The sequence below is a fragment of the Arsenicicoccus sp. UBA2120 genome (assembly GCF_002330965.1).
GTDB lineage: Bacteria > Actinomycetota > Actinomycetes > Actinomycetales > Dermatophilaceae > Arsenicicoccus > Arsenicicoccus bolidensis.
Map to the genome: position 1 here is coordinate 1 of NZ_DCYC01000092.1, position 1,518 is coordinate 1,518.

Below are 1,518 nucleotides of genomic sequence, written 5' to 3' on the forward strand. Positions count from 1 at the left end.
GTTGACGATGATCTCGGGCGCACCGAGGTCGAGGAGGCGCTTCAGGCGGTTGTTGCGGTTGATGACGCGGCGGTAGAGGTCGTTGAGGTCCGACGTCGCGAAGCGGCCACCGTCGAGCTGCACCATCGGGCGCAGGTCCGGCGGGATGACCGGGACGCAGTCCAGCACCATGCCCGTGGGGCTGTTGCTGGTCGTCTGGAAGGCCGTGACGACCTTGAGGCGCTTGAGGGCGCGGGTCTTCTTCTGCCCCTTGCCGGTGGCGATGATCTCGCGCAGCAACTCGGACTCGGCGTCCAGGTCGAAGGTCTCCAGGCGCTTCTGGATCGCCGCGGCGCCCATGCCACCCTCGAAGTACAGACCGAAGCGGTCACGCATCTCGCGGTAGAGCATCTCGTCGCCCTCGAGGTCCTGGACCTTGAGGTTCTTGAAGCGGTCCCAGACCTGCTCGAGGCGCTCGATCTGCACGTCCGCACGCTTGCGGATGGCGTTCATCTCGCGCTCGGCGGAGTCCTTGAGCTTGCGCTTGACGTCGGACTTGGCACCCTCGGCCTCCAGGGCCGCGAGGTCGGTCTCGAGCTTCTTGGCGCGGGTCTCCACGTCGGCGTCACGACGGTTGACGTGCTCCTTCTTCTCGACCTCGATCTGCGCCTCGAGCGACGGCAGGTCGCGGTGACGCGACTCCTCGTCGACGGAGGTGATCATGTAGGCCGCGAAGTAGATGACCTTCTCGAGGTCCTTCGGAGCCAGGTCGAGCAGGTAGCCCAGGCGGCTCGGCACGCCCTTGAAGTACCAGATGTGGGTGACCGGGGCGGCGAGCTCGATGTGGCCCATCCGCTCGCGGCGCACCTTGGCGCGGGTCACCTCGACGCCGCAGCGCTCGCAGATGATGCCCTTGAAGCGCACGCGCTTGTACTTGCCGCAGTAGCACTCCCAGTCACGGGTGGGGCCGAAGATCTTCTCGCAGAAGAGCCCGTCCTTCTCCGGCTTCAGGGTGCGGTAGTTGATGGTCTCGGGCTTCTTGACCTCGCCGTGGGACCACTGGCGGATGGAGTCCGCCGTGGCGAGGCCGATACGCAGCTCGTCAAAGAAGTTGACGTCGAGCACGTGTGTCCTTCTCTCGTCTTGCGACTGATTCAAAGTCTGTGGGTCTGAACGGTGTTCGTGGCCGACCCCGGGTCGGGGCGGCGATCGATGTCGTGCGGGTCTCGGCCGTATGGCGGGCGCGGCTGCTCGGCCGTGCGGCTGGGCGGCCGCGCCTCGTCATACGTCACGAAACCGTCAGACCTCCTCGACGCTGCTCGGCTCGCGCCGGCTCAGGTCGATGCCGAGCTCCTCCGCCGCGCGGAAGACCTCCTCGTCGGCGTCGCGCATCTCGATGGTGTTGCCGTCGCTGGACAGGACCTCGACGTTGAGACACAGGGACTGCATCTCCTTGAGGAGGACCTTGAACGACTCCGGGATGCCCGAGTCGGGGATGTTCTCGCCCTTGACGATCGCCTCGTAGACCTTGACGCGGCC

The 1,518-nt window shown here is 66.1% G+C and carries 1 protein-coding gene and 1 pseudogene; both read right to left on the minus strand.

Features of this window, described 5'->3' with window-relative positions:
• A pseudogene (locus tag B2P18_RS15740) lies at positions 1-1,104 on the minus strand (DNA-directed RNA polymerase subunit beta'); the annotation flags it as partial.
• A gap of 174 nt (positions 1,105-1,278) precedes the next feature.
• A partial coding sequence (locus tag B2P18_RS15745; protein ID WP_286961521.1) for a hypothetical protein occupies positions 1,279-1,518 on the minus strand: 240 nt, incomplete at its 5' end.